General features: G+C 76.2%; 20 protein-coding genes and 2 tRNA genes. 13 read left to right on the top strand and 9 right to left on the bottom strand.

Going from position 1 to position 23,873, the window contains the following annotated elements; translation table 11 throughout:
* From WAA21_RS15455 to WAA21_RS15445, 3 genes are all read left to right on the top strand, one after another.
* On the top strand, positions 1-1,091 hold a 1,091-nt coding region (locus WAA21_RS15455), incomplete at its 5' end, for a patatin-like phospholipase family protein (RefSeq protein ID WP_336923725.1).
* Complete coding sequence (locus WAA21_RS15450; protein WP_336923724.1) at positions 1,088-1,717, top strand: DUF6912 family protein; 630 nt, start codon at positions 1,088-1,090, stop codon at positions 1,715-1,717. The genes WAA21_RS15455 and WAA21_RS15450, both read left to right, overlap by 4 nt.
* Positions 1,718-1,728: 11 nt before the next feature.
* The gene (locus tag WAA21_RS15445) at positions 1,729-3,696 is read left to right on the top strand and encodes an alpha-amylase family protein (protein ID WP_336923723.1); all 1,968 of its coding nucleotides are present in this window, start codon (positions 1,729-1,731) and stop codon (positions 3,694-3,696) included.
* On the opposite strand, the gene WAA21_RS15440 is transcribed toward WAA21_RS15445, so the two are convergent.
* From WAA21_RS15440 to WAA21_RS15430, 3 genes are all read right to left on the bottom strand, one after another.
* Complete coding sequence (locus WAA21_RS15440) at positions 3,663-5,216, bottom strand: SDR family oxidoreductase (RefSeq protein ID WP_336923722.1); 1,554 nt, start codon at positions 5,214-5,216, stop codon at positions 3,663-3,665. The genes WAA21_RS15445 and WAA21_RS15440 overlap by 34 nt on opposite strands.
* 79 nt (positions 5,217-5,295) lie before the next feature.
* A complete protein-coding gene (locus WAA21_RS15435; RefSeq protein ID WP_336923721.1) occupies positions 5,296-6,699 on the bottom strand; it encodes a mechanosensitive ion channel family protein in 1,404 nt (467 codons plus the stop codon).
* 74 nt (positions 6,700-6,773) lie between these two features.
* Positions 6,774-9,011: a prolyl oligopeptidase family serine peptidase gene (locus WAA21_RS15430; protein WP_336923720.1), complete on the bottom strand. Its 2,238-nt coding sequence runs from the start codon at positions 9,009-9,011 to the stop codon at positions 6,774-6,776.
* Between the two features lie 135 nt (positions 9,012-9,146).
* Between WAA21_RS15430 and malQ the strand changes: the two genes are divergently transcribed.
* Positions 9,147-11,312, top strand: coding sequence for a 4-alpha-glucanotransferase (gene malQ, locus WAA21_RS15425; RefSeq protein ID WP_336923719.1), 2,166 nt, complete (start codon positions 9,147-9,149; stop codon positions 11,310-11,312).
* Between the two features lie 44 nt (positions 11,313-11,356).
* Here the strand turns inward: malQ and pepN are convergent, their stop codons facing one another.
* Positions 11,357-13,936, bottom strand: coding sequence for an aminopeptidase N (gene pepN, locus WAA21_RS15420; protein ID WP_336923718.1), 2,580 nt, complete (start codon positions 13,934-13,936; stop codon positions 11,357-11,359).
* Between the two features lie 86 nt (positions 13,937-14,022).
* Between pepN and WAA21_RS15415 the strand changes: the two genes are divergently transcribed.
* A complete protein-coding gene (locus WAA21_RS15415; RefSeq protein WP_336923717.1) occupies positions 14,023-14,652 on the top strand; it encodes a mycothiol-dependent nitroreductase Rv2466c family protein in 630 nt (209 codons plus the stop codon).
* Between the two features lie 43 nt (positions 14,653-14,695).
* Here WAA21_RS15415 and WAA21_RS15410 read toward each other — a convergent pair whose 3' ends face one another.
* The gene (locus WAA21_RS15410; protein ID WP_336923716.1) at positions 14,696-15,511 is read right to left on the bottom strand and encodes a DUF429 domain-containing protein; all 816 of its coding nucleotides are present in this window, start codon (positions 15,509-15,511) and stop codon (positions 14,696-14,698) included.
* A 10-nt stretch (positions 15,512-15,521) separates the two neighbouring features.
* Between WAA21_RS15410 and WAA21_RS15405 the strand changes: the two genes are divergently transcribed.
* The 3 genes from WAA21_RS15405 (at position 15,522) to WAA21_RS15395 (ending at position 18,087) form a co-directional block, all read left to right on the top strand.
* Positions 15,522-16,010, top strand: a complete 489-nt coding sequence (locus WAA21_RS15405; protein WP_336923715.1) for a ribose-5-phosphate isomerase — start codon at positions 15,522-15,524, stop codon at positions 16,008-16,010.
* 42 nt (positions 16,011-16,052) lie between these two features.
* A complete protein-coding gene (locus WAA21_RS15400) occupies positions 16,053-16,874 on the top strand; it encodes an Fpg/Nei family DNA glycosylase (RefSeq protein WP_336923714.1) in 822 nt (273 codons plus the stop codon).
* A 94-nt stretch (positions 16,875-16,968) separates the two neighbouring features.
* Complete coding sequence (locus WAA21_RS15395) at positions 16,969-18,087, top strand: PP2C family protein-serine/threonine phosphatase (RefSeq protein ID WP_336923713.1); 1,119 nt, start codon at positions 16,969-16,971, stop codon at positions 18,085-18,087.
* 31 nt (positions 18,088-18,118) lie between these two features.
* On the opposite strand, the gene WAA21_RS15390 is transcribed toward WAA21_RS15395, so the two are convergent.
* The 3 genes from WAA21_RS15390 to WAA21_RS15380 all read right to left on the bottom strand — a co-directional run bounded on the left by WAA21_RS15390 (position 18,119) and on the right by WAA21_RS15380 (position 19,196).
* The gene (locus tag WAA21_RS15390) at positions 18,119-18,526 is read right to left on the bottom strand and encodes a four-helix bundle copper-binding protein (protein ID WP_336923712.1); all 408 of its coding nucleotides are present in this window, start codon (positions 18,524-18,526) and stop codon (positions 18,119-18,121) included.
* Between the two features lie 39 nt (positions 18,527-18,565).
* Positions 18,566-18,636, bottom strand: a tRNA-Gly gene (locus WAA21_RS15385).
* A 65-nt stretch (positions 18,637-18,701) separates the two neighbouring features.
* Positions 18,702-19,196 carry a DUF6789 family protein gene (locus WAA21_RS15380; protein WP_336923711.1) on the bottom strand — a complete coding sequence of 165 codons (495 nt, stop codon included), beginning with the start codon at positions 19,194-19,196 and terminating at the stop codon, positions 18,702-18,704.
* 74 nt (positions 19,197-19,270) lie between these two features.
* On the opposite strand from WAA21_RS15380, the gene WAA21_RS15375 reads away from it, so the two are divergent.
* Positions 19,271-20,017, top strand: a complete 747-nt coding sequence (locus tag WAA21_RS15375) for a YqjF family protein (RefSeq protein ID WP_336923710.1) — start codon at positions 19,271-19,273, stop codon at positions 20,015-20,017.
* A complete protein-coding gene (locus WAA21_RS15370) occupies positions 20,014-20,493 on the top strand; it encodes a nitroreductase/quinone reductase family protein (RefSeq protein WP_336923709.1) in 480 nt (159 codons plus the stop codon). The genes WAA21_RS15375 and WAA21_RS15370 overlap by 4 nt, the downstream gene beginning before the upstream one ends.
* A 10-nt stretch (positions 20,494-20,503) precedes the next feature.
* Here WAA21_RS15370 and WAA21_RS15365 read toward each other — a convergent pair whose 3' ends face one another.
* Positions 20,504-21,094 (bottom strand): hypothetical protein, encoded by a 591-nt coding sequence (locus tag WAA21_RS15365; RefSeq protein WP_336923708.1) that lies wholly within the window; start codon positions 21,092-21,094, stop codon positions 20,504-20,506.
* Positions 21,095-21,292: 198 nt separating this feature from the next.
* Here WAA21_RS15365 and WAA21_RS15360 point away from each other — a divergent pair.
* From WAA21_RS15360 to WAA21_RS15350, 3 genes are all read left to right on the top strand, one after another.
* A tRNA-Pro gene (locus tag WAA21_RS15360) sits at positions 21,293-21,366 on the top strand.
* A 123-nt stretch (positions 21,367-21,489) separates the two neighbouring features.
* Complete coding sequence (tig, locus tag WAA21_RS15355) at positions 21,490-22,938, top strand: trigger factor (RefSeq protein WP_336923707.1); 1,449 nt, start codon at positions 21,490-21,492, stop codon at positions 22,936-22,938.
* A 281-nt stretch (positions 22,939-23,219) separates the two neighbouring features.
* Positions 23,220-23,825 (top strand): ATP-dependent Clp protease proteolytic subunit, encoded by a 606-nt coding sequence (locus WAA21_RS15350; protein WP_336923726.1) that lies wholly within the window; start codon positions 23,220-23,222, stop codon positions 23,823-23,825.
* Positions 23,826-23,873 lie beyond the last annotated feature (48 nt).

Below are 23,873 nucleotides of genomic sequence, written 5' to 3'. Positions count from 1 at the left end.
CGGGCGCGCGGGACGGCGCCGCGGCGGCCCGTCGCGCCCCGCGCAGGGCGCTCCGGCGGGCCCGCGGCGGGCACTCGTGGGGGCTCGTCCTCGGCGGCGGGGGCGTGCTGGGCGGCGCGTGGATGGCCGGGGCGCTCAGCGCGTACGAGGCCGCGTCGGGGCGGGACTGCCGTGACGCCGACGTCATCATCGGCACCTCGGTCGGCGCGTTCGCCGCCGCGCTGCTCGGCGCGGGCGCGTCCGTCGCGGACTGGTGCGCGCACCAGGAGGGCCGGCGGGTGCGGCAGGGGCCGATGGCCGGGCTCGCGTGGGACTACGACGTCGACTCCGGCGGCGCGCACCCGCCACGCCCCGGGCACCGGCCGGGCTCGCCGGGCCTCGTCGTGGGCAACGTGCGGCGGCTGCGGCGCGTGCCACCGGCCGCGCTGTTCTCCGCGCTCGTCCCGGAGGGGCGCGGCTCGCCCGCCCGCATCGGGGAGACCGTGGACGGTCTGCTCGGCGGGCGGGACTGGGTGCCCCGGCGCGGGGTCCGCGCGGTCGCCCTCGACTACGACACCGGGCACCGGACCGTGTTCGCCGGCCCGACCGACCAGCCGGAGGCGGACCGGCACCGTCGCCACACGGTGCGCGGGGCGCGACTGGCGGACGCGGTCATGGCCTCGTGCGCGATCCCGGGCTGGTACGCGCCGGTGACCATCGGCGAGCACCGCTACGTCGACGGCGGCACGTGGTCGAGCACGAACGTCGACCTCGTCGCGGCGGACCACCTCGACGAGGTGGTCGTGGTGGCACCCATGGTGTGCTTCGCCCCCGACCGGCCCCGCACCTTCGCCCAGATCGTCGACCGGCAGTGGCGCGAGGCGACCACCGCCCGCTGCCTGCGGGAGGTGCGCGCCGCCCACGCCGCCGGGACCGAGGTGACGGTGCTCGGCCCCTCGGCGGAGGACCTCGCCGTCCTCGGCACCAACGTCATGGACCCCCAGCACCGGCTGCGCGTGCTGCGGACCTCGCTGCGCACGTCGGCGGAGGCCCTCACCGACCCCGAGCCGCTCGGGCTGCCCGCGGACCCGCCCGTGCCGGCGGTCCGGTGAGCGGCGGGCCGGTGGGCGGCGGCGGCCGGCCGCAGCCGGTGCGGGTGTACGTGCCCACGACGTGGGACGCGCTGCCGGCGCTCCGTGCGGCCGGCGGGCTGCGTGCCGGCGCCGAGGGCTACGCCGCGACCGACGCCCTCGCCGACGCGCTCGGCCTGCCGCACCCGGCCGCGGCGGGGGAGGACGCCCTCGACGACCTGCACGACGCCGCCGCCGCGGCCGCGGCGGACGCCTCGCTGCTGCTGCTCGCGGCGACCGACGGCACCGACGACACCGACGGCCCCGACGGCCCGGGCGGCGCCGCTCCTCGGCGCGCGGTCCTCGCCGTCGACGTGCCCGTCACCACCGGCCTCGACGCGCAGGCCGACGGCCCCGGCGCGTCCGCGGAGGGGCCTGCTCACCCGGCGGCCGTGCGCCTGGCCGCGGACGTGCCGTGGGCCCGCGTGGCGGCTGTGCTCGCGGACGACGCCGCCGACGAGCCGTCGGTGCGGGACGCGCTGCGCCTGGCCGTGGAGGGGGACGAGGAGGCGGCCCTCGCGCGGCTGGAGGACCTCGCGCTCGGCTGGTACGCGCCGAGCGAGGTCCCGGACGCGGACGGCTGGCCGCCGTCGCCCACGACGTCGTAGCGTCGCCGACCGTGCCCGACCCCGCCGCCGTTCCCGACCCCGCCGCCGTCCCCGCCCCGGCCCGGGTCCACGACCCGCTCGCCGACGAGCTGTTCGAGCTGCGCTGGGAGCGCTACGCCGACGACGTGCGCGACGGGCTGCGGGCGGTGTACGCCGCCGACGAGGTCGAGCCGCTGCTCGGGCGGGTCGAGCGGGCGCTGCGCGCCGCCCACGCCGCGCGCCGCCCGGCGCTGCGCGTGCTGGACCAGCGGCGCCTGCTGCGCCCGGACTGGTTCCAGCAGCCGGACGTGCTCGGCTACGCGGCCTACACCGAGCGCTTCGCGGGCGACCTCGCCGGGGTCCGGGACCGTCTGGGCTACCTCGAGGAGCTCGGCGTCACGTACCTGCACCTGCTGCCGCTCCTGCAGCCGCGACCCGGCGACAACGACGGCGGCTACGCCGTGGCCGACTACCGGACCGTGCGCCCCGACCTCGGCACCAACGACGACCTCGCCGACCTCGCCGACGCCCTGCACGAGCGGGGCATGAGCCTGTGCGTCGACCTCGTCCTCAACCACGTGGCCCGCGAGCACGAGTGGGCGCGACGCGCGAGGGCGGGGGAGGAGCGCTACCGCCGCTACTTCCGCGTCTTCCCCGACCGGTCCGGCCCGGACGCCTACGAGCGCACCCTGCCGGAGGTGTTCCCCGACTTCGCCCCGGGCAGCTTCACGTGGGACGACGAGCTCGACGGCTGGGTGTGGACGACCTTCAACTCCTGGCAGTGGGACGTCGACTGGTCGAACCCCGACGTGTTCGTGGAGTACCTCGAGGTGGTGTGCCACCTCGTCAACCTCGGCGCCGACGTGCTCCGTCTCGACGCCATCGCCTTCCTGTGGAAGCGGCTCGGCACCTCGTGCCAGAACGAGCCGGAGGTGCACGCACTCACCCAGGCGCTGCGCGCCGCGCTGCGGGTCGTCGCGCCGGCCGCGGCGCTCAAGGCCGAGGCCATCGTCGGGCCCCGCGACCTCGTGCCGTACCTGGGCACGGGCCGCCACCACGGCAAGGTGAGCGACCTCGCGTACCACAACAGCCTCATGGTGCAGGTGTGGTCGATGCTCGCGAGCCGCGACGTCCGCCTCACGGTCCACGCGCTGCGGCAGTTCCCGCCCGTGCCGTCCACGACGGCGTGGATCACGTACGTGCGCTGCCACGACGACATCGGCTGGGCGGTCGACGACGGCGACGCGCGGGCGGTCGGCCTCGACGGCTGGGCCCACCGGGCGTTCCTCGCCGACTTCTACTCCGGGGCGTTCCCCGGCTCGTTCGGGCGGGGGCTCGTGTTCCAGCACAACTCGGAGACCGGCGACCGCCGCATCTCCGGCACCGCGGCCTCGCTCGCCGGCATCGAGGCGGCGTCGGAGCAGCCGGAGGGCCCGGTACGTGCCCACGCGCTCGACGAGGCCGTCGCCCGGGTGCTCCTCGCGCACGCCGTCGTCATGGGCTTCGGCGGCGTGCCCGTCGTGTGGTCCGGTGACGAGCTCGGGCTGCGTGACGACCGCGGCTGGGCCGAGGAGCCCGGCCACGCGGGTGACAACCGGTGGGCGCACCGACCGCGCCTGCCGTGGACCATGAACGCCGACGGCGAGCACGTCGCCTCGCGCCACGACCCCACGACGGTCGCCGGTCGCGTGTTCACCGGCCTCGCGCGGCTGGCCCGGGCCCGCGCCGGGCTGCCGCACCTGCACGCCGCGGTGCCCACGGAGGTACCCGACCCACCGCACCCGGGCGTCCTCGCGCTGCTGCGCCGGCACCCGCTCGGCCCGGTCCTCGCGCTGTACAACGTCACCGAGCAGCACGTCGAGGTGCCGGGGGAGTACCTGCACGCGCACGGGGTCGCGCACGCGCACGACCACGTCGCCGACCGGCAGGTCCACGTCGACGGCGACGAGCCGCTGCACCTGCCGCCCTACGCGGCGCTCTGGCTCGTCGCGTCGGACTGAGCCGCGGGCCCCGACGCCCCACCTCGCTCCGGCCCGGCACCGCCCTCGCGCTCGCGGCGCTCCGCCGCGAGCGCGACGTTCGCTTGCATGCCGCCGAAGACGAACGCGTGGAACGGCGCGACCGACGCCCAGTACGCGTGACCGAGCAGGCCGCGCGGGTGGAACAGCGCGCGCTGCCGGAACAGCGTGCGGCCGACCGGGTCCTGCTCGACCCACAGCTCCAGCCACGCCAGGCCCGGCACCTTCATCTCGGCGCGCAGCCGCAGCAGCCGGAGCTCCTGCACGTCCTCCACGCGCCACCAGTCCAGGGCGTCGCCGACGGCCACCCGGGCCGGGTCGCGCCGGCCGCGCGTGAGCCCGGGCCCGCCGGAGAAGCGGTCGAGCCAGCCGCGCACGGACCACGCGAGCGGCCACGAGTACCAGCCGTTCTCCCCGCCGATGCCCTGGATCACCGACCACAGGCTCGCGGGCGACGCACGCACCGGCGTGGTCCGCTCGTCGACGTACAGCGAGCCGCCCGCCCACGTCGGGTCGCCGGGCAGCGGGTCGCTCGCGGTCCCGGGCAGGCTCGCCGAGGACCAGCGCGTGAGGACCGCGGCCTCCTTGATGCGCTGCAGGGCGAGCTCGACGGCCCGGTCGAAGCCGATGCGGCCCTCCGGGGGGTCCGGCACGTAGTCGCGGATGTCGTCGTCCTTGACGACGACCTCGTGGACGAGGCTCGCGACCAGCGGCTTGGCGATGCGGTGCGGCACCGGGGTCACGATGCCGACCCAGTGCGAGCTGAGCCGCGGCGACAGCACGTTGACCGGCATGATGACGCGGCGGCTGAGCCCCGCGACGGCGGCGTAGCGCTGCATCATGTCGCGGTACGTGAGGACGTCCGGCCCGCCGATGTCGAAGCTGCGGTTGACGTCCGGCGGCAGCGAGGCCACGCCCACGAGGTAGCGCAGCACGTCGCGGATCGCGATGGGCTGGATGCGGTTCCTGAGCCACCGGGGCGCGACCATGACGGGCAGGCGCTCGGTGAGGTAGCGGAGCATCTCGAAGGACGCCGAGCCGGAGCCGAGGATGACGGCGGCGCGCAGCACGGCCGTCGGCACGCCCGAGTCGAGGAAGACCTCGCCGACCTCGCGACGGGACTGCAGGTGCGGCGACAGGTCCTCACCCTCCGGGTAGAGCCCTCCGAGGTAGACGATGCGCCCGACGTGCTCCTCCCGCGCGACCCGCGCGAAGACCCGGGCGGCCGTCCGGTCGAGCCGCTCGAAGCGGCGCCCGGAGGCGAGGGAGTGGATGAGGTAGTACGCGACCGCGACCCCGCGCAGCGCCTCGCGGACCGCGTGGGGGTCGGTCGCGTCACCCCGCACGACCTCGATGTCACCGCTCCAGTCGCGTCCGGCGAGCCGCTCGGGGTGGCGTGTGAGCGTGCGGACGCGGTACCCGGCTCGCAGCAGCGCGGGGACGAGCCGCCCGCCGATGTAGCCGGTGGCGCCCGTGACGAGGACGAGGGGGGCGTCGGGCATCGCCCCAGTCTCTGCGCGCCCGGCCCGCCCCGCACCCGGGCCGGCGCCGTGGCTCACGGCGGACGTCGCGGCGCGCGGGTCAGGGGCGGCGGGAGCCGGGTCCCCCCGGGTCACCCGCCGGCTCGCTCGCGGCCGGCTCCTCCGCAGGACGGGGGGCAGGGTCGTCGGACGCGCTGAACGGCTCGCCCCGGGCCGGGTCGGGAGCGTCCTCGGAGGCGACGTGGCGCTCGCCGCGCGTGCTCTGGGGCGCGGGCGGGATGTCGCTGCCGTCGACCGGCACGGCCCCCGTCCCACGGGGCTGGCGGCGGGGCGCGGCGGCATCGGTCGCGGACGCCTCGCGAGCGCCGACGGTGTCCGCCTCCGGCTCGGAGTCCTCCGAGCCCGGCCCCTCCGTCCGCATCCAGATCGTGCGCTGGGGGAAGGGGATCTCGATGCCGAGGGTGTCGAAGCGGTACTTGACGCGCCGGCGCATCTCGCGGGCGACGACCCACTGCTCCAGCGGCACCGTCTTGAGGATCATGCGGACGGTGATGCCGTCGGCCGCGAGCGCCTCGACGCCCCACACCTCGGGCTCGTCGAGCAGCTTGGGCCCCCAGTCGGGGTCCTCCCGCAGCTGGTGACCGAGCTCCTTGAGGGTCTCCATGACCTGCGTGAGGTCCTCGCCGTAGGCGACGTCGACGTCGAGCACCGCCCGCGACCAGCCCTGGCTCATGTTGCCGACGCGGACCACCTCGCCGTTGCGCACGTGCCAGACGGTGCCGTCGACGGCACGCAGCCGCGTGACGCGCAGGCCGATCGCCTCGACGGTGCCCGTCGCCTCGCCCATGTCGATGACGTCGCCGACCCCGTACTGGTCCTCGGCGATCATGAACAGGCCGGAGATGAAGTCCTGCACGAGCGTCTGCGCGCCGAAGCCGAGGGCGATGCCGACGATGCCGGCACCGGCGACGAGGCCGGTGATGTTGACCCCGAGCTCGGGGAGGATGACGAAGACCGCGGCCGTCCAGACCACGACCGAGACCGAGGCGCGCAGTATCGACGCGATCGCCTTCGCGCGCTGCACCTTGCGCGCGGCGGCGATCGTGTCGACGGGCTCGAAGACGTCGAGGCGGCCGCGGCGGCGCCGCCCACCCGCCTTCTCCTTCTCGTTGTCGGCGACCACCCGGTCCACCGCGCGGTTGATGAGGCGGTGCAGGACGGCCCGCAGCACGACCGCGACGACGAGCACCGCGAGCACGAAGCCCGCGACGACGAGGACCGGCGCGAGGTCGCGCGCCAGGTCGAGGTCACCGGTGACGCGGTGGATGACGCCGCACGGGGTGAGGTCGCCGGTGCCGCACGGCTCCTCGCGCACGGCCTGCCCGACGGTCCCGGTCTGGGTCGGGGTGGGCTGCGGCTCGCCGGAGGAGGGCGCACTCGGTTCGGGGGAGGAGACCCCCAGGAGGGCAGGGACGGGTAGGGAGAGGGGCAGGGAGAGGGGCATCGCGCCCCACGCTAGCGAGCGGCCCCCACCCTCCGCCCACCTCCTCCGGCGGGACCTGCGTCACACCGGCCGGCTCAGCCGTCCGACGGGTCCGCCGACCAGCCGGCCGACCGGTCGAGGCCGGTGTGGTGGGCGAGGAAGAGCAGCGTGTCGGTGGCCAGGCCGAGCGTGCGGCTGACCGAGCGGGCGCCGTGACCGACGTCGCGCTCGCGACGCAGCAGGACCGGGCGGGTGCGCGGGTCCCCCGTCGTCGCCGCCTGCATGGCGGCGGCGGTCTTGCGCGCGTGCAGCGGGTCGACGCGGCTGTCGCCGTCGAACACCGTGAACAGCGTCGAGGGGTACGCGACGTCCGTGCCGAGCGCCTCGACCGCCCGGTGGTAGGGCGAGTACCCCAGCAGCCAGCCGAGCTCCTCGGGGTCCTCGGCGGTGCCGTACTCGTCGTTCCAGGTGACGCCGAGCCCGTGCTTCTCGTAGCGGACCATGTCGAGCAGCGGCGCCGAGCACACGACGGCCGCGTAGGCGTCCGGGCGGCGGGTCAGCGCCGCGCCGACCAGCAGCCCGCCGTTGGAGCCGCCCTGCAGCGCGAGCTGCTGCGGGGTCGTCCAGCCGTCGCGGACCAGCGTGTCCGCGACGGCCTCGAGGTCCTCGAACACGCGCTGCTTGGCGCCCCGGTAGCCGGCCCGGTGCCAGTCCTCGCCCTCCTCCCCGCCGCCGCGCAGGTTCGCGACCACCCACACCCCGCCGGCCCGCACCCACGCCAGCGTCGAGGCGGACCAGCCCGGCGTCAGGCTGATGCCGAAGCCGCCGTAGCCGTACAGCACGGTCGGGAGCGGGGCGCGCGGGGTGTCGTCGGCCGCCAGGAGGTCGCCGCGCGCGAGGACGAGCGCGCGGACCGTCGTGCCGTCGGCGCTCGTCACCGCCACGTGCCGCGCGGTGACGGCCGGGCCGGGTGGCGGGCTCCCCGGCGGGGCCTCCCACTCGGTGAGGGCGAGGTCGTGGCCGTCGAGGCGGAGCACGCGCGCGGGGCTCGTGTGGTCGGTCCAGGAGAACCACGCCGCGTCGCGGTCCTCCAGCGCGGTCACGAGCGCACCGCCGGAGCCGACGCCCGGCAGCGCGACGTCGGCCGTGTGCGCGCCGTCGGAGAGGCGGTGCACGGCGAGCTCGGTCACGGCGTGCCTCGTGCGCTGCACGAGCAGCCGGGGCTCCGGCAGGCCGGGGTCGTCGAGGACGGCGACGTCGGTGAGCACCGCCGTGGGGTCCTCGGCGACGAGGTCGACCCAGTGCTCGGGGCCCGGGGCGCCGGGGTCTGCGACGCACAGCCGGCCGCGGGGGGCGTCGAGGTCGGTGTGGACGTAGAGCCGCCCGTCGGCACCGACCCACACGCCGTGCTCGGCGTCGAGACCGACCGCAACGGGCCGCCACGCGGGTGCCGCCGCGTCGGACGCGTCGAGGTCCGCGAGCCACACGTCGGTCCGCGGCGCGGTGCCGGCCGACGCCGACGCCACGACCCAGCGCCCGTCGTGCGACACCCCCACGCCGTAGTAGTTCGTGAGGTCGAGCCCGTCGCCCAGCACCTCGGCGTCCGGCACCGCGCCGCCGACGGTGTGCAGGTACACGCGCCGGTGGTACTGCCGCTGGTCCTCCGGCAGGTCCTCCGGCGGCAGCCGGCGCACGTAGTAGAAGCGCGCGGGCCCGTCCTCGCGGCGGGGCAGCCACGCGACGGGGGAGTAGCGCGCCCGGTCCAGCGGGCCGTCGACGTCCTCGCCGGAGACGACGTCGAGCACCCGCAGGACGCTCTCCTCCGACCCGCCCTCGCTCAGCTGGTAGGCGAGCAGGTCACCCTCGCGGGACAGCGACCACGCGTCGAGGGTCGTCGTGCCCGACGGGTCACGGCGGACCGGGTCGACGAGCACCCGCTCGGTGGTGACGGTCCCGTCCACGGCGCGCTCGCGGACGAGGAGCACGGCGTGCTCCTGGTCGGGCTCACGACGGGTGAGGACCTCGCGGGTGCCGCCGCCCGGTGCGCGGCGGCGTGCGGCCACCCCGACCGAGCCGGTCGCGAGCAGGCGCGCCAGCGACGCGCGGACGACCTCGCGGCCCGGCCACGTGGCGGCGTGCGCGGCGAACAGGGCGTCCTGGGCCGCGGCCCACTCCCCGGTGCGGGCGGACGCGGCGTCCTCCAGCCAGCGGTACGGGTCGGGCACCTCGTGCCCGTGCAGGACCTCGACGACGTCGTCGCGCCCGGCCGGCGGGTAGGAGCCGGGCACACCTGACGGGGCGTCGGCGCGTCGTCGCGCCTGCTCGCTGCTCACCCGCCACACCCTAGGCACGGCGGCGGGGCGTCCCGGCGGCCGTGTGCGGCGTCGTCCGGCGCGGTCCCGTCTGCGAGACTCGGCCCACGCACGACGGCCGTGCCCGGACGCCGTCGGACACCAGGAGGAGCAGGCGTGGACGACGCGGCGCAGGGGCAGGGTCTGGACGAGGACCTCGCGCGGCTGGCGGACGCCTACGGGGTCGCCACGGAGTACCACGACTGGCAGGGCCGGCACGTGGTGGTGCCGCGCGACACCGTGCTCGCCGTGCTCGCGGCGCTCGAGGTCGACGCGGCCACGCCCGAGGCGCTGCAGGGGGCGTTGCGCGACGTCGAGCTCGGGCCGTGGCGGGCCGCGGTGCCCACGTGCACGGTGGTGCGCGAGGGCCGGGAGTCCCAGGTGCTCGTCCACGTCCCGGACGGCTGGGACGCACAGTTCGTCGTCGACCTCGAGGCGGGCGGGCGCCGGCCCCTCGCGCAGGCGCCGCACGAGGCGGCGCCCCGCGACGTCGACGGGCGGCGGGTCGGCGAGTCGGCGTTCGTCCTGCCCGAGGACCTGCCGCTCGGCTGGCACACGCTCCGCCTCACGTCCACCCCGCCCGAGGGCGCGGCCGGGGAGCCGGTGCAGGGGGAGGGCACCCTCGTCGTGTCCCCGCAGCGGCTCCAGCTGCCCGCGGCGATGGCCGAGCGCCGGCAGTGGGGCTTCATGACGATGCTCTTCCAGGTGCGCTCGGAGGCCTCGTGGGCCTTCGGCGACCTCGCCGACCTCACCGAGGTGGCGACGTGGTCCGCCCGCGAGCACGGCGCGGGCTTCGTCCTGCTCAACCCGCTGCACGCCACCGACCCGGTGCCGCCCCTGGAGGCCTCGCCGTACCTGCCCGCCAGCCGCCGCTTCGTCAACCCGCTGTACCTGCGGGTGGAGGACGTGCGCGAGACCGCGTACCTGTCCGCCGCGGACCGCGCCGTCGTCGAGTGGCACGCCGAGGAGCTGCGCGAGCTCAACCGCGACGACGTCCTCATCGACCGCGACCTCGTGTGGGAGGCCAAGAGCGCGGCGCTGGAGCGCGTGTTCCGGGTGCCCCGCTCACCGGCCCGCGAGGCGTCGTTCCTCGCCTTCCGCGAGCGCGAGGGCCAGGGCCTCGTGGACTGGGCCACGTGGTGCGCGCTGCGCGAGTTCTACGGCGAGCCGTCGCCGCGCTGGCCCGAGCACGCCGGGCGCCCGGACTCCGAGGCCGTCGAGCAGCTGCGCGAGGAGCTGGCCGAGCGCGTCGAGCTGCACTGCTGGCTGCAGTGGCTCATGGACGAGCAGCTCGCCGCCGTGCAGCGCGCCGCGCTGGAGGCCGGCATGGGCATCGGCATCGTCCACGACCTGGCGGTCGGGGTGCACCCGGACGGCGCCGACGCGTGGGCGCTGCAGGACTCCATGGCCCGCGGCGTGAGCGTCGGCGCCCCGCCGGACGCCTTCAACCAGCAGGGCCAGGACTGGTCGCAGCCCCCGTGGCGCCCCGACGCGCTCGCCGCGAGCGCGTACGCCCCGCTGCGCGACATGCTCCGTGCGGTGCTGCGCCACGGCGGCGGCATCCGCATCGACCACATCATCGGCCTGTTCCGGCTGTGGTGGATCCCCGCCGGCGCGGGTCCGGGCCAGGGCACGTACGTGCGCTTCGACCACGAGGCCATGATCGGCGTGCTCGCGCTCGAGGCGCACCGCGCCGGGGCCGTCGTCATCGGCGAGGACCTCGGCAACGTCGAGCCGTGGGTGCGGGAGTACCTCGCGGAGCGCGGCATCCTCGGCACGTCGATCCTGTGGTTCGAGAAGGACTACTCCGACAACACGCCGCTGCGCCCCCAGCGCTGGCGCGAGCTGTGCCTGGCCACCGTCACCACGCACGACCTGCCGCCGACCGCGGGCTACCTCGCCGGTGAGCACATCGACGTGCGCGAGCGGCTCGGCCTGCTCACCCGGCCGGCGGCGGAGGAGCGGGCCGCCGACGAGGCCGACCGGGCCGCCTACCTCGCGCTGCTGCGCGAGCTCGGCCTGCTGCCCGACGACCCGCTGGAGCGGCACACCGTGGAGGCGCTGCACCGGCTGCTCACGTGGACCCCCAGCATCATGCTCGGGGTCGCGCTGCCGGACGCGGTCGGTGACCGTCGGGCCATCAACCAGCCGGGCACGCACCTGGAGTACCCGAACTGGCGGCTGCCGATGGCCGACGGCGTCGGTCAGCCCGTCCTCGTGGAGGACCTCGTCCGCTCGCCGCGCGCGGCGAGCCTCGCCCGCGTGCTCGACGAGGGCGTCTGAGCGACGGCCACGAGGGGCCGCTGCGGGCCGCGGCGGAAGGGCAGCTAGGCGGCGTCCACCGCCTGCACCCGCAGCGCCCGCGCCGTCGCGTCCCGGTTCTCCAGGACGAGGCGACGCAGGCCCGAGGGCACGTCCGGGTTGGCCGCGAGCCACGCGTCGCCGCGCGCGACGAGGTCGTCCACCACGAGCGGCAGGGGGTACATGCCGGTGACGAACTGCTGCGCCATCTCGTTCGTGCGGCTGCCCCACTGCGGCAGCAGCTGCTCGAAGTAGCGGTCGACGAACGGCGCGAGCAGCTGCGGGTCCGGTACGCGCCCGAAACCGGCGACGGTGGCGGCCTGGACGGCGTTCGGCAGGTCGCCGGACACCACGCGCGTCCACGCCTCCTCCTTCGAGCGCGGCGACGGGCGCCCCGCGAGCGCCGCAGCGGCGGCGCGCTGGCCGGAGGCGGTGTCGTCGCGCGCGAGCTCGGCCTCGACGAGGTCCTCCGAGCGCAGGTCGCCGTCGGCGTCCGCGCCCGCGACGGCGGCGACGACGTCCCACCGCAGGTCGGTGTCGACCACGAGACCCGGCAGCTCCGCGGAGCCGTCGAGCAGACCGCGCGCGACGGCGGCGTGCGCGCGGGAGCGGACGAGACCGCACCACGCGCGCACGAGCTGCAGCTGCGTGTCGCTGCCCGCCTCGGCCTGCTGCGCGAGCGTCCACAGCCCGTCCGCTGTCCGTGCCCACGTCGCGTCGCGGTGCGCCGGCGCGCAGTAAAGGCGCACGGCGGAGCCCAGCTGGCGCACGAGGGTGAGGACGACCGAGGACTCCGTCTCCGCCGCCACGTTGCCGAGCACGAGGTCGGCGAACGTGCGGGCGGGCACCTCGGCGTCGCGCAGCATGTCCCACGCCGCGCCCCACACGATGCTGCGCGGCATGGCGTCGGGCAGGTCCTGCAGGTGCCCGGTCGCGGTGGCGAGCGAGCGCTCGTCGAGCCGGACCTTCGCGTACGCGAGGTCGTCGTCGTTGACGAGCAGCAGGTCCGGACGCGGGCGCCCGGCGAGGGCCGGCACGTCGGTGCGCTCCCCGTCCACGTCCACCTCGAGGCGGTGGGTGCGCACGAGCCGGCCGTCGACGAGGTCGTAGCAGCCGACCGCGACCCGGTGCTGCCGGAGCACCGGGTGCTCCGCCGGCACCTCCTGGAGGAGCGCGACGCCGGTGAGGGTGCCGTCGTCGGCCTCGCGGACGTCGGCGCGCAGGGTGTTGACGCCGCTGGTCTGGAGCCACCGCCGCACCCAGTCGTCGAGGTCGCGCCCGCTCGCCGCGGCCAGCTCGGCGAGCAGGTCGGAGAACACCGTGTTCTGCCACGCGTGGGCGCGGAAGTAGCGCCGCAGCCCCGCGAAGAACTGCTCGCGTCCCACCCAGGCCACGAGCTGCTTGAGGACGCTCGCGCCCTTCGCGTACGTGATGCCGTCGAAGTTGACCTCGACGTCCTCGAGGTCGTGGATGTCGGCGATCACGGGGTGCGTCGTCGGCAGCTGGTCCTGGCGGTAGGCCCACGACTTCTCCATCGCGGAGAACGTCGTCCACGCGTGCTGCCAGCGGGTGGCCTCCGCCGTCGCCAGGGTCGAGGCGAACTCGGCGAAGGACTCGTTGAGCCACAGGTCGTCCCACCAGCGCATCGTCACGAGGTCGCCGAACCACATGTGGGCGAGCTCGTGCAGCACGGTGACGGCGCGGCGCTCGTGGTAGGCCTCCGCGGTCTTGGACCGGAAGACGTAGGTCTCGGTGAAGGTCACGCAGCCGGCGTTCTCCATCGCGCCGGCGTTGAACTCCGGCACGAAGAGCTGGTCGTACTTCTCGAACGGGTACGCCTGGTCGAAGGCGTCCTCGTAGTACGCGAAGCCGCGCCGGGTGGTGTCGAGGACCTCGTGGGCGTCCAGGTGGCGGGCGAGCGAGGCGCGGCAGAAGACGCCGAGCGGGACCGTGCGCCCGTCTCGGCTCACCAGCTCGTCACGGACCGCGTGGTAGGGGCCGGCGACGACGGCCGTCACGTACGACGACAGGCGCGGCGTCGGCGCGAAGCGCCACGTCGCGGTCCGCTCGGCGCCTGCCTCGGGCGACGGCGTGGGCGAGACCGACACGACCTGCCAGTGGTCGGGGGCCGTCACGGTGAACGCGAACGTCGCCTTGAGGTCCGGCTGCTCGAACACCGCGAAGACGCGGCGGGAGTCGGCGACCTCGAACTGCGTGTAGAGGTACACCTCCTTGTCGACCGGGTCGACGAAGCGGTGCAGGCCCTCCCCGGTGTTCATGTACCGGCAGCGCGCGACGACCGTCACCTCGACGTCGCCGGCGGGCAGGTCGCGCAGCCACAGCCGCGACTCGTGGTGGGTGTGCGCGGGGTCCAGCGCCCACGTCTGCCCGCCCGTGCCGCTGTGACGGACCTCCACGGACTCCACGTGGTCGCTCACGAGGTCCAGCCACGTCGTGCCGGGCTCACGCAGCCGGAACCGCGCGACCGTGCGCGAGGTGAACGTCTCCGGCCCGTCGTGCAGGCCGAGGTCGACGTCGTAGCTGTGGGACTCGACGAGGTCGGCTCGCGCCCGGGCCTCGTCGCGGGTCAGGTTGGTTCCCGGCACGGACCGCATAGTGGCACGCGGGGACGCGCCCGCCCCCCGGGTCGCGCGGCGGGAACAGCTCCGGCGGCGCCTCCGTTGCGCCGGTCGTGAGCGAAGACACCACGAGCACCCTCGACACGCCCGTCGCCGACTTCTGGTTCGACCCGCTCTGCCCGTGGGCGTGGATGACGTCCCGCTGGATGGGCGAGGTCGAGCAGGTGCGCGACGTGCGCGTGCGCTGGCACGTGATGAGCCTCGCCGTGCTCAACGAGGGCCGGGACCTGCCGCAGGAGTACCGGGACCTCATGGACCGGGCGTGGGGACCGGTCCGGGTCGTCGTCGCGGCGCAGCAGGCCCACGGCGACGACGTGGTGAAGCCGCTGTACGACGCGATCGGCACCCGCGTGCACCCGGGCGGGCGCACGGACCTCGAGACCGTCCTCGCCGAGGCGCTCGCCGAGGTGGGCCTGCCGCCGGAGCTCGCCGACGCCGCCACGACCGACGCCCACGACGAGGCGCTGCGCCGCAGCCACGCCGAGGGCATCGGTCTGGTCGGCGAGGACGTCGGCACGCCCGTCGTCGCCTTCGAGGGGACGGCGTTCTTCGGCCCCGTCGTGACGCCCGCCCCCAAGGGCGAGGCCGCCGGCCGGCTGTGGGACGGCACGCTCCTCGTGGCCGGGACCCCCGGCTTCTACGAGATCAAGCGCACGAGGACCGCCGGGCCGTCCTTCGAGTGACCGGCTGAGCGGGCTCCGGGCGTCCGGTCCCCGCGTCCGGCCCTCACACCACGAGGACGGCCCGTCCCGGTGCTGGCGCGCCGTCGGACCACACGGCCCGCGCGGCGTCGGCCGCGCCGAGCACCCGCGCCCCGCCCCGGGCGTGCCGCGCCGCGCTCCACGCCGCCGCGAGCGCGTCGAGCGCGTCGTCGACCGGCACGCGGTCGGCGGCCCGCCCGCCCACGGGCACGCGGGCGAGCGCCTCGAGCACGTCGAGCACGTCGAGCCCCGGCAGGCCGCCGGCGAGCAGGCGGACGCGCGCCGCGACGCCGGGCGCCGAGCGCTTGGACGGCGGCGGGGCTGCGCCGCTCGCCCAGGCGAGGACGGCGAAGCCGGTCTCGGGGTGCACCTCGACGACCCGCTCCCCGGTCCCGCCGAGCGTGCGGACGGCCGCCTCCACCTCGAGCACCTTCGCCGCCACCATCCACGCCTGCGTGCTGATGCCGGTGCCCCCGGCGGCGCGGGCGAGCGCCTCCGCCGCGGCGCGGTTGCCCGGGCGCGGCCCCTCGCGCCTCGCGAGACCGAAGGCGGGCTGCGGCGCGGTGTCGAAGACGCTGGAGGAGGCGCGCCCGAGCAGCCGCCGCGCCTCGCCCTCGCAGGCCCGGCGCCCCGTCGGCACGAGGCCGACCGGGACGTCGACGCCGACGGCGGACACCTCGTGGGTCAGGCCGAGCACGTCCGCCGCGGCCCCGACCCGCCACGACACCTCGACCCCGCCCGGCCGGCCGGGGTCGTCCCCGGGCCCGGGGACGCCGTCGAGGACGACCGCCACCCACCGCTCGCGCACCCCGTCCACCCCGGCGACGCGCACGTCGGTCACAATGCCACCCGTGCGCGTCCACCTGGGGTCCGACCACGCCGGCTTCGAGCTCAAGCAGCACCTCGTCGAGCGGCTGCGCGAGGCCGGGCACGACGTCGTGGACCACGGGCCCGTCGCCCTGGACCCCAGCGACGACTACCCGCCGTTCTGCCTGCGCGCGGCCCTCGCCGTCCGGGAGGACCCGGGCAGCCTCGGCGTGGTGGTCGGCGGCTCGGGCAACGGCGAGCAGATCGCGGCCAACAAGGTGCCCGGCGTGCGCGCGGTGCTCGCGTGGAGCGAGGAGACCGCCCGGCTCGGCCGGCAGCACAACGACGCGCACGTCGTCGCGGTCGGGGCCCGGATGCACGGCCTCGACGAGGCCACGGGCATCGTGTCGGCGTTCCTCGCCGAGCCCTTCAGCGGCGACCCGCGCCACCGGCGCCGGCTGGACCAGGTGGCGGCGTTCGAGGCCGACGGTGTGCTGCCGCCGCTGCCCGCCGGGCACCCCGAGCACCGCTGACCGGCCGGACCGCCCGCCCGCCGAGCCGGACGCCTCTAGACCGTGCCCGAGGGCCACACCGTCCACCGGCACGCCCGGCAGCTGACCGCCGCGTTCGGCGGGCACCCCGTCCGCGCCGACAGCCCGCAGGGCCGCTTCGCGGCCGGGGCCGCCGCCCTCGACGGGCTCGTGGTCGTGCGCGCCGAGGCGTGGGGCAAGCACCTGCTCGTCCGCGTGGACGCGCCGCCCGGCGCCGACCGGTGGCTGCACGTGCACCTCGGGCTGTACGGCAAGTGGCTGCTCGGCGACGGCGAGCCGCCCGCACCGCGTGGAGCGCTGCGGCTGCGGCTGCTCGGTGGTCCGCCCGAGGAGCCGCGCTGGGCCGAGCTGCGCGGGCCGACGGCGTGCGAGCTGCTCGACGACACGGGGCGGGCGGCGCTGGTCGCCCGACTGGGGCCGGACCCGCTGCGGGCGGACGCCGACGCCGCCGCGGGCCTGACGCGGGTGCGACGCTCGCGGCAGTCCGTCGCGGCGCTCCTCATGGACCAGGCCGTCGTGGCGGGCGTCGGGAACGTCTACCGGGCGGAGGTCCTGTTCCGCGCACGGCTGCACCCGGAGGTCCCCGGCCGCGAGGTGCAGGAGGAGACGTGGACGGCGCTGTGGCAGGACCTCGGGCGCCTCATGCGTGCGGGTGTGCGTGCCGGTCGGATCGTGACGACGGAGCGGGAGCACCGCGAGCGGCGCACCGGACCCGCCCGCCGCTCCGACGCCCACTACGTCTACCGACGTCACGGCCTGCCCTGCCGGCTGTGCGGGACGACCGTGCAGGTGCGTGAGCTGCTCGGGCGACGGCTGTACTGGTGCCCGTCCTGCCAGTCCCGCTGAGGCCGTCCCGGCCCTCCCGCCCGTCCGGCAGGGCGTGAGGACCGTCCTGCGCGGGCGCTCGCCCCGCGGCGCGGGGCGCCCCTACGCTCCGGTCATGCGCCGCCTGCCGTACGCCGCCGTGCGCGGCTGGCGGGGCGGCTGGCCCCGCAACCAGCCGGCGGTGCTGCTCACCCTCATCGGCGTGACGGTGCTCTTCATGGTCGCGAGCGGGACGCACCCCCGGTGGGTGCCCTCGGCCTGGTCCGTCGTCCTCGTCATGGTCGCCGGCTACCTGCTGCAGCTGCGCTACCTCGCGCTGTACCTGTCGGTGCTCGGTGTCGCGCTCGTCACCGCCGCCATCATGCGCGGCGCGGGCAACGGCCCGGCCCCGGGGATCTGGGTGGTCATCGCCGTCGCGGCCGTGCTCGTCGTCGGCTTCGTCCGCACCCGCGAGGTGCTGGGGGTGCAGGGCAACACGGGCCAGGCGATGCTCGTCGACCTCCGCGACCGGCTGCGCGCCCAGGCGCTGCCGCCGCAGCTGCCGGCCGGCGTCCACATGGAGGTGGCGCAGCTGTCGGCCAACGGCGAGGGCTTCTCCGGCGACTTCGTGCTCTCGTCGGTGCGGCCGACCGACGCCGACGTCCACGCGATGGGCGGGGAGGGCATCGACTGGCCGGGGGCGCTGGAGGTCGCCGTCGTCGACGTGTCCGGCAAGGGTCAGGCGGCAGGCACCCGCGCGCTGCTGCTGTCCGGGGGGCTGTCGGGGCTGCTGGCCGGGGTCCAGGTGTCGCGCTTCCTGCCGGCCGCGAACGCGTACCTGCTGCGCCAGTCGTGGCAGGAGGGCTTCGCGACGGCCGTGCACCTCGTCCTCGACGCGCGCACCGGCCGGTTCTCGGTCCGCAGCGCGGGCCACCTGCCACCGCTGCGGTACGAGGCGGGCACCGGGTCGTGGCACGTGCTCGCCACCGCCGCGGAGCCGGCGCTGGGCCTCATGAGCGTGGGGGAGTACCACGAGCTGTGCGGGACGCTCGGGCACGGCGACGCCGTCGTGCTGTTCACCGACGGCGTGGTGGAGGCGCGCGGGCGCGACCTCGGCTACGGCGTGGACCGGCTCACGGGCCAGCTCGCCCGGCACGTGCGCGAGGGCTTCGCCGGGGCCGCCGCGGCGGGCGCGGCGGCCCCGCGCGGCAACGTCGACGACGACCGCACCGTCGTCGTGGTGTGGCGCGACTGACCCCCGGTGTCCTCGCGGGGACCCGGCGGGCTCAGCCGATCGCGGCGAGGAGCTCCTCGCACGCCTCCAGGCAGTCCCGGCACGCCTGGGCGCAGACCCGGCAGTGCTCGTCGGTGTGCGAACCGCACTCCTCCGCGCACGTGCGGCACGCGGTGGCGCACGCCTGCACGACGGCACGGGTGACGTCCGCGGAGTACTCCGTCTGACGCGCGACGACGCGGGCGGTGGCGGCGCACACGTCCGCGCAGTCGAGGTCGGTGCGTATGCAGCGCCGCATGTCGGCGACCTGCTCCTCGGCGAGGCACGCGTCCGCGCACACGGTGCAGGCGGTGCTGCACGCGACCGCGAGGTCGACGACGCGGGCGAGGAGCGCCCGGTCGACCCCCGTCTCCGCGGGGTGCGTGCCGATCATGGTCCGGACGGTCTGCATCGTGGGCATGACAGTCGCGTACCCGGCCGGGCGAGGACCCACACACGGAGCGGGTGACGGGAATCGAACCCGCACGACCAGCTTGGAAGGCTGGAGTTCTACCATTGAACTACACCCGCGGAGGGCCGGACGGGACGCGTCCCGCAGCGGCCGACGGCACCACGGTACCGGGCGGCGCACCCGCTCAGGAGCGCGGACGCAGCACCCGGAGCGTCGCGCCGAGGACGACCCCGTACACGAGGTGACCGGCCACCATCGCCGCGGTCCGGTCGGAGCGGTCCTCGTCCGCGCGCGGCAGCGCCCCCATGGCCGGCACCCAGCCGAGGTACGCCGAGGCCCACACGGCGAGCCCGTGCGCGGCGCCGAGCGCCGGGTCGGGCAGCCCGCCGGGCAACGCCCGTCGCCCGAGCGCGAACGCGGCGCCGGCGAGCGCGCCGAAACCGACGTGCAGGGCGCCCGCCAGCACCCGGCGCGACCGCTCGGACGGGTCGAGCACGCCGCCCGCGGGAGCCCGGTCGGCCAGGTGCAGCGCCCGGTCGGTCACCCGCCGCGGCGGAAGCGCGCCGACCAGGCCGCGGCGTCGTAGTGCGACCAGCAGCACCGTCATGGGCACGGTCGCCGCCGTCCCCGCCGCCGCCCCCGCGGCGGCGTCGATCGCGGCCCGCCTCACACGCTCCATCCCGTGGCCGTACCCGTCGCTGCGGGTGCGACACCTGCCGCGTGGCCACGGGCGCGGGCGGCTACCGTCGCCGGGTGCGGCAGCCGCTCAGCCCGACCGCCCCGCCGCTGGCCGGCCGGCCGATCCTGAGCCAGCGGTGGCGCGATCTCGTGTTCCTGCACTGGCGCGTGCCGGTCGAGCGCGTCGCCCACCTGGTGCCGGTCGGCACCGTGCCGGACACCCACGACGGCGACGCGTGGGTGGGCCTCATCCCCTTCCGTCTCCTGGACGCGGCCCCCGGCCGGCTCCCGGGCGTGCCGTGGTTCGGGTCCTTCGCCGAGACGAACGTCCGCACGTACAGCGTCGACGGCGACGGCCGGCGCGGTGTCGCGTTCCGCTCGCTGGACGCCCAGCGCCTCGCCGTCGTGCTCGGCGCCCGTGCGGTGTTCGCGCTGCCGTACACGTGGGCGCGGATGGTGGCGCACCGCGACGGCGACGTCGTGGAGTACGCGAGCCGCCGGCGGTGGCCGGGTCCGCGCGGCGCCGGGGGCACGGTCAGGGTCCGCCTCGGTGCGCCGCTCACCCAGCCGGACCCCCTCGCGACGTTCCTCACCGCCCGGTGGGGCCTGCACACGCGCGTGCGGGGCCGGCTGCGCTGGGTGCCGAACGAGCACGAGCGGTGGCCGCTGCACCGGGCGGAGCTGCTGCACCTCGACGACTCGCTCGTCGCGGCCGCGGGGCTCGAGGGCGTCGTCGACCGGCCGCCGGACTCCGTCCTCGCCTCACCCGGCGTCACGAGCCGCTTCGGTGCGCCCGTGCCCGCGCGGGAGCTCCCGGCGTGACGGCTCCCGCCGGCCACGACGGCGACCCGAACCGCCGGCGCTGGGTGGACGCCGCCGAGCACGTGGCCGCCTATCGGGCCAGCGACGGCACCGTCGGCCACACGTGGGCGGACCGGCCGCACCTGCTTCTAACCACCACCGGGCGACGCAGCGGCCGCGAGCACACGGTCCCGCTCGTCTACGCGCGCGTCCCGGCCGCGGGCGGCGGGTCGGTGCTCGTGGTGGCGGCGAGCGCCGGGGGAGCGGAGCGGCACCCGGCGTGGTTCCTCAACCTGCAGGCGGACCCACGGGTCGGGGTGCAGCTGCGGGAGCGGCGCTGGCAGGCGCGCGCCAGGGTGGCGGACGGCGCGCAGGAGGAGGCGGGCTGGGTCGCGCTCGTCGGCACGTGGGGCGGTTTCGCTCGCTACCGCGCCGCGACGACGAGACGCATCCCGCTCGTGCTGCTGCCCGGCGAGCCTCCCGCCGGGGCCTCGTGAGAGGCGGCGATCACGGCACGAGCACCGGCACCAGCGAGTCGCAGAAGTCGTCGGTGCGCCCGGTCGAGCCGAAGTCGACGTCGCCGACGTCGATCGTCTCGTCGTCGAAGGGGTCCTGAGGCGTGCCGCCGTGGTCGACGAGGAACGTGAGGCGGATCTGGCCGGGGTTGCGTCCCACGGCCTTGCCGTCCGGGCCGTACCACGTGAGGTTGCCCGTCGACAGCAGCCGGATCGACAGCGTCCCGTCGCCGTTGTCGACGACGTGCAGGTCACGGGTGGCGAACGTGCCCACCTCCCGCGCCGTCAGGCCGGGCACCGGCTCCCCGGCGTCGTCGAGGGTGGTGAAGAGCACCTCGCCCCTCGTGCGGTCGCTGAAGTGCGCGAGACGGTCGCGGCCCTGCTCGACCGCGAGCAGGCGGGCCGAGAAGCCGCCCTCGACGAGGACGGTCGTGCCGGTGCCGCAGAAGTCGTCGTCGACGAACTCGTAGGAGTCCTCGATGCGCTCCTGCAGCATCGGGGCGGCCGAGGCGGCGGTGGCGGTGCCGGCGAGGGCGAGAGCCGCCGCGCCGACGGCGGCCAGGGTGCGGGAGCGTGCGTCCACGGGGGTCTCCTGGGGTCGGGGAGGACGGGCCGGCGGCCACCGCCGGCTGTCCCTGACCCTGCTCCGGCGGCCCGCCCGCCGCATCGGTGCTGGCACGGAACCGCGTTCGGGCCAGCACGGTGCCGCCGCGTCGGCGCCGCCCCGAGCGGGCCGTCGCGCACTACGCTGGCCCCGTCGTGCGCCACCGCGCACGGCGCACGGGGTGTGGCGCAGCCAGGTAGCGCGTCCGCTTTGGGAGCGGAAGGCCCCCGGTTCGAATCCGGGTACCCCGACGGCGGTGCCGGCCGGCGCGAGCCGCGGCGTGCCGCCGTGCCGCGCCGACCGCGTACCCTGGCTGGTCGCGCCCTCGGCGCGCCGCCCCTACCCGTCGCCGTCCCACAGTGGAGCCGTACTCCGTGAAGAGCACCGTCGAGACCCTCGCCCCGACCCGCGTCAAGCTCAACGTCGAGGTCCCCTTCGAGGAGCTCAAGCCCAGCATCGACGCCGCCTACAAGACCATCGGGCAGCAGGTGCAGGTGCCGGGCTTCCGTCGCGGCAAGGTGCCGGCGCGCATCATCGACCAGCGGGTCGGCCGCGGGGCCGTGCTGCAGGAGGCCATCAACGAGGCCCTGCCGGGGCTGTACCAGCGGGCCGTGCAGGACAACAGCGTCCGCGTCCTCGGTCGCCCCGAGGTCGAGGTGTCGGAGGTGCCCGACCCCGACAGCACCGACGGCGAGCTGAAGTTCACCGCCGAGGTGGACGTCCGCCCCGACCTCGAGCTGCCGGACCTCGCCTCCGTCAGCGTGACGGTCGACGACGTCGCCGTGTCCGACGAGGAGGTCCAGGAGCGTCTGGACGACCTGCGGGGTCGCTTCGGCACGCTGCAGGGCGTGGACCGCCCCGCGCAGGCCGGCGACTACGTGACACTCGACGTCACCGCCACGGTCGACGGCGAGGAGGTCGACTCCGCCACGGGCATCAGCTACGAGATCGGCAGCGGGCAGATGCTCGAGGGCACCGACGAGGCCGTCACCGGGCTGTCCGCGGGCGAGGAGGCCATCTTCACCTCCGTGCTGCGCGGCGGGGAGCACGCGGGCGCCGAGGCGCAGATCACCGTCGCGGTCGGCGCGGTCAAGGAGCGCGTGCTGCCCGAGGCCGACGACGACTTCGCCCAGCTGGCGAGCGAGTTCGACACCGTCGAGGAGCTCCGCGCCGACCTGCGCCAGCAGGTCGAGAGCACCAAGCGCGTCGAGCAGGGCGTCCAGGCCCGCGAGAAGGTCCTCGAGGCGCTCCTCGACGCGGTCGAGGTGCCCGTGCCGGACGGCCTGGTCGAGGAGGAGGTCCAGCGCCACCTCGAGAGCGAGGGCAAGGAGTCCGACGACCCGCACGGTGACGAGATCCGCCCCGACGCCGAGAAGGCGCTGCGCGGCCAGCTGCTCCTCGACGCCCTCGCCGAGCGCGAGCAGGTGAGCGTCGCGCGCGACGAGCTCATCCAGTTCCTCGTGTCGAGCTCACGTCAGTACGGCATGGACCCGAACGAGTTCGCCAAGGCCGTCGACGAGGCGGGCCAGGTGCCGGCCATGGTGCAGGAGGTCGGCCGCCGGAAGGCCCTCGCCATCGCCATGGCCGCCGCCACCGTCACCGACGCCTCCGGCGACGCCGTCGACCTCGAGGAGTCGCTGTCGCGCCGCGCCGCCGGTGTTCCCGTCGTCCCGGCCGCCGAGCAGCCGGCCGGTGACGCCGACGCCGCCGCGGGGGCCACCGACGTCGCCGAGACCGTCGAGGTCGCCGAGACCGTCGAGGTCGCCGAGACGGACGAGCCGGCCGCCGACACCGCCGACGGCACCGACGCCGCGAAGGCCTGACGACACCGCTCCCGCCCTCCCCCCGCGCCTCGGCGTAGCACGTCGCGCGCGGGGCGGGGGGGCCGTCTGCCGAGGGCGGAGCGACCTGCGCCGACAGCGAAACGCCGAGGCGCCGGGGAGTGGCGTGTCCGGGGCCGGCGTTAGTGTCCGTGTCGATCGGCCCGCGAACCTGCGGCCGGCGCCATCGACGCGACCAGCCCGCGGAACAGCCACGTGAGGAGCACACCGTGACGGCCCAGCACCACCTGCCCGGCTTCGCCGGGGGCGCACCCGGCCTCGTCCTGCCGAGCGCCCGCACCACCACCCCGGGGCAGTTCGGCCTCGACGACAACGTCTACCAGCGCCTGCTGGCGCAGCGGATCATCTTCCTCGGCTCCGAGGTCCGCGACGAGAACGCGAACGCGATCTGCGCCCAGCTCCTGCTGCTCGCGGCCGAGGACCCGGCGAAGGACATCTTCCTCTACATCAACTCCCCGGGCGGCTCCGTCAGCGCCGGCATGGCGATCTACGACACCATGCAGTACGTCGAGCCGGACGTCGGCACGCTGGCGATGGGCCTCGCCGCCTCGATGGGCCAGTTCCTGCTGTGCGCGGGGGCCAAGGGCAAGCGCTACGCGCTGCCCCACTCGCGGATCATGATGCACCAGCCGCTCGGCGGCATGGGCGGCACCGCGTCGGACATCAAGATCCAGGCCGAGCAGATCGTCCACATCAAGAAGCAGATGGCCGAGCTCATCGCCGTGCACACCGGGCAGAGCGTCGAGACGGTCACGAAGGACTCCGACCGCGACCGCTGGTTCACCGCCGAGGACGCGCAGGCGTACGGCCAGGTCGACCACGTCGTCCGCTCCTCCCACGACGTGCCGGGCGGCGGTGGCACGCAGTGAGCGAGCTCTACGACCCGCGCCGTCCGTCCGCCACGTCGAGGGAGGCCT

Source organism: Aquipuribacter sp. SD81 (assembly GCF_037153975.1).
Classification (GTDB): Bacteria; Actinomycetota; Actinomycetes; order Actinomycetales; family JBBAYJ01; genus Aquipuribacter.
The sequence above is the reverse complement of the archived record's forward strand: the minus strand, read 5'-3'. Positions and strand labels throughout refer to the sequence as shown.

Bases quoted from the DNA above. Each gene is read 5' to 3' on its own strand.
- WAA21_RS15435 (WP_336923721.1), bottom strand. From the start codon at position 6,699: ATGCCCCTCTCCCTGCCCCTCTCCCTACCCGTCCCTGCCCTCCTGGGG.
- WAA21_RS15395 (WP_336923713.1), top strand. From the start codon at position 16,969: ATGCGCCGCCTGCCGTACGCCGCCGTGCGCGGCTGGCGGGGCGGCTGG.
- WAA21_RS15380 (WP_336923711.1), bottom strand. From the start codon at position 19,196: ATGGAGCGTGTGAGGCGGGCCGCGATCGACGCCGCCGCGGGGGCGGCG.
- WAA21_RS15390 (WP_336923712.1), bottom strand. From the start codon at position 18,526: ATGCCCACGATGCAGACCGTCCGGACCATGATCGGCACGCACCCCGCG.
- WAA21_RS15440 (WP_336923722.1), bottom strand. From the start codon at position 5,216: ATGCCCGACGCCCCCCTCGTCCTCGTCACGGGCGCCACCGGCTACATC.